Raw genomic sequence first — 373 nt, forward strand, 5'->3', positions numbered from 1 at the left:
CCAGTTGAAGTTATAGTTCCCCAACGAGATATGGATATCGCCATCATCATGCAAATGACCGCTGTTACGCAGGAAATCAAATGTTTTCTGCTTCATATTGAGCAGATCCGCCGTGAGATTCTCTTTCAGATGCGTAACTAAGGACTTCATTTCTGTCTGCTTATCTTTACTGAACATCGTTGCAAACAGATTAGGCAGATTCAGAGCGTTAAAACCAAATACAGGTTTTGCTTTATCATCGGCCTGAGCACCCATTCCATCGATGCTGACTGGCGATTCTGATCCACGGTTTTCATCCGGGGCTTTCTCTTGCAGACCATGACTTTCGGCAAACGATCTGATGCCATCCCCGCCCATCTCCATGCCTGCTTTC

1 protein-coding gene is annotated in these 373 nt (G+C 45.8%); it reads right to left on the minus strand.

The annotated features are described in order from the left end of the window. On the minus strand, positions 1-373 hold a 373-nt coding region (locus SLS51_RS23425; RefSeq protein WP_323840866.1), incomplete at both ends, for a hypothetical protein.

The organism is Photorhabdus africana (genome assembly GCF_035181445.1).
GTDB lineage: Bacteria > Pseudomonadota > Gammaproteobacteria > Enterobacterales > Enterobacteriaceae > Photorhabdus > Photorhabdus laumondii.